Annotated in this window: 4 protein-coding genes; 1 reads left to right on the top strand and 3 read right to left on the bottom strand. The window is 34.6% G+C overall.

The window, feature by feature from the left end; all coding sequences use genetic code 11:
- Window positions 1-108 precede the first annotated feature (108 nt).
- Entirely contained in the window at window positions 109-1029 is a 921-nt protein-coding gene (locus tag A9Q93_RS08530) for a LysR family transcriptional regulator (protein WP_303686970.1), read from the top strand.
- Between the two features lie 75 nt (window positions 1030-1104).
- Here the strand turns inward: A9Q93_RS08530 and A9Q93_RS08525 are convergent, their stop codons facing one another.
- From A9Q93_RS08525 to A9Q93_RS08515, 3 genes are all read right to left on the bottom strand, one after another.
- A complete protein-coding gene (locus A9Q93_RS08525) occupies window positions 1105-2214 on the bottom strand; it encodes a BamA/TamA family outer membrane protein (RefSeq protein ID WP_303686969.1) in 1110 nt (369 codons plus the stop codon).
- 135 nt (window positions 2215-2349) lie between these two features.
- Complete coding sequence (locus tag A9Q93_RS08520; RefSeq protein WP_303686968.1) at window positions 2350-3411, bottom strand: mechanosensitive ion channel family protein; 1062 nt, start codon at window positions 3409-3411, stop codon at window positions 2350-2352.
- A 227-nt stretch (window positions 3412-3638) separates the two neighbouring features.
- The coding region (locus A9Q93_RS08515) for a glycoside hydrolase family 31 protein (RefSeq protein ID WP_303686967.1) at window positions 3639-6003 on the bottom strand (2365 nt) is incomplete at its 5' end.

The following is a 6003-nucleotide window of genomic DNA, read 5'->3' as shown; positions in this document are numbered from 1 at the left end:
ATTTTAATGGCTATCTCATATGCCATCATTCAATGACTCTAATACATTTAATATGTAAACAAACATTATCTATATTTATATTTGCATTAATACTCATAAATAAAGATTATGCACTATACACTACATCAACTACAAATTTTTCTTCAAATTGTAGAAAAAAAGAGTATTACCAAAGCTGCAGAGGCTTTGTTCTTAACACAGCCAGCCGTTTCTATACAACTTAAAAAATTTCAAGAACAATTCCCTATTCCATTAAGTGAAGTGATAGGTAGGCAATTGTATATTACAGATTTTGGTCATGAAATTGCTGAAATCGCGAGGCGCATTCTTGAAGAAGTAAGAGTCATCGATTACAAAACAAATCAATATCAAGGTAAATTAAGTGGCCCATTAAAGCTATCTATAGTCTCCACAGGTCAATATGTAATGCCATTTTTCATTGCAGATTTTTTAAACGAGAATACAGGAATAGACTTCTCCATGGACGTTACTAATAAAAAGAACGTAGTGGACGATCTAGAAAAAAACAAGGTAGACTTTGCTCTAGTATCTGTTTTACCAGATCACCTTGAATTAGAAACCTTGCCATTGATGCAAAATGAATTGCACTTAGTAGGGAGCTCAAAAAGAGTAGAGAATAGAAAAGGTGATATGGAAGCTATTTTTAAAGAAGAGCCTTTACTGTACCGTGAACAAGGATCTGCCACAAGGAATGCTATGGAAAACTTTATCCAGGGAAAAAATTTAATGGCAAGTAAAAAAATAGAGCTCACTTCAAATGAAGCATTAAAGCAGGCTGTAATTGCAGGTTTAGGTTATTCTATAATGCCAGTTATAGGCATCAATTATGCCATAGACCGCGGTGAAATAAGTATCATTCCATATCCAGGACTTCCTTTACAAACACAATGGAATTTAATATGGCTTAAGAAGAAGAAGTTATCTCCAGCAGCATTGGCCTTTAAAAAATATATTATTGAAAATAAGGATCGTATTACAGAAGAGCATTTTGCATGGGTCTCTAAATAAAATGTTTCATTTCTACTTTTTGTGTGGCTTTCATCTCGCTTTCGCGAAAGCGAAGTTATAAATGATTTTATCGTTTTAAAATGCCTCTGCAATACTCAAGTAGAAACTGTTTGTACCACGACCAAATCCCCAATCAAAACGGATATTTAAATTTTCAGTTTTATCTAATTTGAAACGCAATCCAGCACCATAGTTAGGTTTTAAATCCCCAAATTTGAAATCCTTAACGTTGTTATATACATCACCAGTTCCTATAAATGCTACTGCACCAAATCTAGAATCTTTAAAGTTTTTTCTATACTCCACTTGCGTTGCGAGCATGTCTCGTTCTACAAAACGGCCTTCTTGATAACCACGCATGATCTCGCTACTACCGAAGAATGAGTATTCAGAAAAAGGTATATCTTCTCTTGTGAAGCGTCCTATTAGTTGTGCTGCTATAATATCTTCATTCTTTTCTGAGACATCAAAATAATGACGTACATCAAATCTGGTAAGGTTGAATTTATTAGTTCCACCTAAGGCATTAAAATATTTTCCATGGGTAAATTCCAAATACCATCCGTCTTGTGCATTTAAAATATTGCTTCTACTATCAAAAAGTACAGCCACCTCAGCTCCTACCGATGTTGAGCCATCAAAGCCGTCTGGCCTATTTTGAGCGATTAAACCATCTTCTTCAATTTGCGTATTGTAAATATGATTATATCTAATTCCACCACCTATAAACAGATAACGATGAAACATGCGTTTTAAGAATATAGGCTCAAATAAGAATTGATTGTAATCATATTGTTCTTCGGCACTATCAGGAGTATCCTTACCTATTCCATAATATAACCTTGGATAGTTTTGAAATAATAAGTTTCCTTCAATTACCCATTCTTCTTGATTTGTAAATATTTCAAATCCAGAATACAAGAAAAACTGACTGTTTAACGTGTATTGTAAGGTTATAGGCATGTTTGAGGTTCTAGTCTCTTCTCCACTACCATTAAATTTAAATAAGTATTTAGCTCCTGTACCGAATGCAAAATTAGTCTCGGGAGAGTAGCTCATAACTGGTGCGGCTATGAATTTCTGTAAATACAGTGTAGAATCTTTATCTACCGCTTTCTTATTAGGATAGAATGTAAAAAACTCTTTTATGTCTTCGACTAATTGAGCTTTTACTGAAACACTCATACACAGTATTAAAATTGTGCAAGCGAGCTTAGAGATGGAAACTTTTTTATTGTATTTCAATTAAATTATTTTAAGGAATGTATTGTTACCGAATTAAAAACTTGTAAGTAAAATTGCTAATTAAATTATATCGTATTATTCACGATCTTCTTCATCTAGCGCTTGATTTGTCGTAATTTTATCATCAGCCTTTGTGGTGTACTGATCTTGCTCTTTATTAACAATATTATCATTTTCTTCTTGATTTGAAGACTTAGAAGATTTTGTATTTGCTTTGTCCTTGCGTTCTTGTGCCTCTTTAATGTCATGTGCGTCGCGCACTTGAACATGAGTAGGGAATGGTAAGTCTATTCCTGCTTCATCCATTGCGTGCTGTGTTTTTGCAATGACATCACTAAATGTTTTTACTACATTACCTCTCTTTGAGTCTGTCCACCATCTCATTCTGATCGTGAGCCAGCTATCTGCTTGATCCCAATTAAGAATATCTATAGGTTTATCCTGTGCTACTCCTTCAGTATTCTCAAGTGTCTCTCTTAAAATTTTCACTGCTTTTTCATAAGGCTGATCATAACCTAAACCTAAATCATACTGTGAACGTATGTAATTATGAGCGGTGATTACTTTAACCGCATTTGTATAAATTTCATTATTGGGTACTACTATGTCTATACCATCGTAAGTTGTTATAACAGTAGCACGTGTTTCTATTCTATCTACTCTTCCTTTCATGCCATTAACCTCAATCTCATCTCCTATTCTAAAGGGTTGTCTAGTTAAAATAAGAATTCCTGCTAGCCAGTTTTGTAAAATATCCTGAAAGGCAAAACCTATTGCCACACTGCTAACGCCCATTCCCGCAATCAAATCTCCAAAACCTATAGAAGGTGCTACGATGGTAATGCATAAGAAAAAACCAAGCAGAATAAAAATCCATTTAGAAAAACTACCTAGAATCTCACCAAAGTTGGATCTATTTCTTTTCTTGAGTTGCTTTTTAATAAAACTCCCTAACCACCTAGCTACTAAAACTATAATTATAAACAGAATGATACCTACCAAAATATTTGGAAGGTTTTTTACAAATCCATCTAACCATGAATCTATTTTCTGCCATATACTTTGTGTATTCAAGTCTATTTCACCTTTAACATCATTAGGATTGTTCTGGATAGGATCTTGTAAAAAAATGAGCATATGTAATAAATTTTGCTAAAAATATTTTAATATTATTACTAATTTGTTAATCTATTATAAATAAACACTTCTTTAACTATTAGCACTTACACTTCCCATTTGTGCTTGCATAGTTGTTCAATACAACTCAGGAAGATTTGCACACAGCAACTTATTGATTTACAATAAACAATAGTAAATAAAAAAGAGGTTGTTAAACCTCTTTTCTAGATCAATGCGACATAAGACTACTTCCCAACGACGTGAAATTCATTAAAGTTCTTAGGAACATACATAGTCTGAGACTCTATATCGTATTTTAATTTTTCGAGACTTACTACTACATTATCTACTTCTACATAGTCTATTTCAAACGGAAGACCTATAAAATTAAAGCGCAGTGTTTCATATTCTGTAGTATACTTTCCATCTTTGTACTGAGAGATAATCATCTCATTTTCTTTACCCTTAAAAGTTAAATTTCTAAGGCTGAAACGACCTTTTTTATAATCATAACCATCTGAGGCATCTTCATAAACGATTGATTTTTCTTTGCCTACCGTATAATAAACATCTAAGGTTAAGAATTCTATCTTCTTTTCTCCTACATATTGCATTACAGGATAACGCGGGATTATGGAACCAGTTTTAACAAAAAGTGGTATCTCATCAATATCTGCATCTACCCAAGTCTCTTTCCCACCGGTTATGGTTTCACGAGTCCAGAAATTGTACCATTCACCTCGTGGAATATACATTCTACGACCTTTTGCATTAGGTTCTAAAACAGGACAAACTAGGATCTTATCACCGAACATAAATTCATCATTCCTATAATGAGTTTGAGCATCTTCTTGATCATATGCCACAAGAGATTTGAGCATAGGAGTTCCTTCCTCAGCATATTGCCAGAAGGTGGTGTACAAATAGGGAAGTAACTTATAGCGCAATTCAATAAATTTTCTTGTAATATTTGTCACATTTTCATCAAAAGTCCATGGTTCTTGATCGCCATGATCACCGCTTGAGTGTACACGACAAAAGGGATGAAAAACACCTAAAGCTATCCATCTAGCAAAAAGCTCTCCGGTAGGCTGCTCTGCAAAACCACCTATATCTGATCCAGCAAAGGACATACCTGATAAAGACATGCGCTGTGCTTGAATATTTGCAATACTTAAATGTTCCCAAGTAGCTACATTATCACCAAACCAACTTGACGTATAGCGCTGCGTACCTGAGTAGGCAGATCTTGTAATTACAAAGGGTCTTTTAGGATAAATAAATTTCTTTACACCTTCATAAGTTGCACGAGCCATTTGTGCTCCATAAACATTATGAGCTTTTCTATGAGAACAAGGGTGTCCATCGTAATCGTGACGCACATCATCAGGAAAAGTTTTATTAGGCACTTCCATTACCGCAGGTTCGTTCATATCATTCCATACTCCTGCAAGACCGTTATCTGCAATGAGTCCCTTAAATAAATCTGCCCACCATTCTCTTACTTTAGGATTTGTATAATCAGGAAAATAACACTGTCCAGGCCACACTTTACCTTTCATATATGGACCATCTGCACGTTTACAGAAGTAATCATTTTCCATCGCTTCTTGATAGACACTATATTCTGGATCTACTTTAATTCCAGGATCGATAATAGCAATAGTTTTAAAACCTTCTTCCCTTAAATCGCTTATCATTTTGGTAGGATTAGGAAACTTCTCGTCATCCCAAGTAAAACAACGGAAACCGTCCATATAATCGATATCTAAATAAATTGCGTCACACGGGATTTGCAATTCTCTAAATTTAGATGTGATCTCTCTCACATTACTTTCTGGGTAATAACTCCACTTACATTGATGGAATCCTAAGGCCCATAATGGAGGTAATTCTGGCTTACCAGTTAATTCTGTATAACCAGTCACCACATTGTTAATATCTGGACCATAAATAAAATAATAATCCATATTTCCACCTTGCGCCCAGAAACTAGTCACATGATGACGCTCTTGAGCAAAATCAAAGAATGATCTAAAGGTGTTATCAAAGAAAATACCGTAGGCGATTTTATTTTGCAGCCCTATATAGAAAGGGACGTTCTTATAAAGCGGATCGGTGTTTTTTCCAAAAGCATATTGATCTGTACCCCACATTTCAAATCTTTTTGCCCGCATATTATTATCAGCCGGCTTATCGCCTAGTCCATAATAACTTTCACCTGGCTGTGCTTTTTTAGACATCTTTACTACTTCGCCTCCGTATTCATAACTTTCCTCATAGTGAAAACCTAACTCGTCCTCGCAAATTATTTTACCATTCAGATCAAAGATTCTAGATCTCAAGTCTGATTTTGCTATATGACAAACGATTTTAGAGGTAGTTACCTCATAATAAGCATCCTTCTCGACTACACTTAACTTATTATAACCTCTATTACTTGTTGCTTCTACGGCATAAGAAAAATCTTTTTCCAACTTTCCTCCAGTTCCATATTTAAAACGTATAACGCTGTCGCGAAAGACTTGTAACCGCAAGATCACGCCATTATCAGTATGAAAAGTGAGTGTATCTACAACATGATCAAAACTGGTTAAACGTCCCGGAAAA

It is taken from the genome of Nonlabens dokdonensis (genome assembly GCF_002162835.1).
Taxonomy (GTDB): domain Bacteria; phylum Bacteroidota; class Bacteroidia; order Flavobacteriales; family Flavobacteriaceae; genus Nonlabens; species Nonlabens dokdonensis_B.
Note: the sequence above shows the minus strand (reverse complement) of the source record. Positions and strands in the feature narration are given on the sequence as shown.

Bases quoted from the DNA above. Each gene is read 5' to 3' on its own strand.
- A9Q93_RS08530 (WP_303686970.1), top strand. From the start codon at position 109: ATGCACTATACACTACATCAACTACAAATTTTTCTTCAAATTGTAGAA.
- A9Q93_RS08525 (WP_303686969.1), bottom strand. From the start codon at position 2,214: ATGAGTGTTTCAGTAAAAGCTCAATTAGTCGAAGACATAAAAGAGTTT.
- A9Q93_RS08520 (WP_303686968.1), bottom strand. From the start codon at position 3,411: ATGCTCATTTTTTTACAAGATCCTATCCAGAACAATCCTAATGATGTT.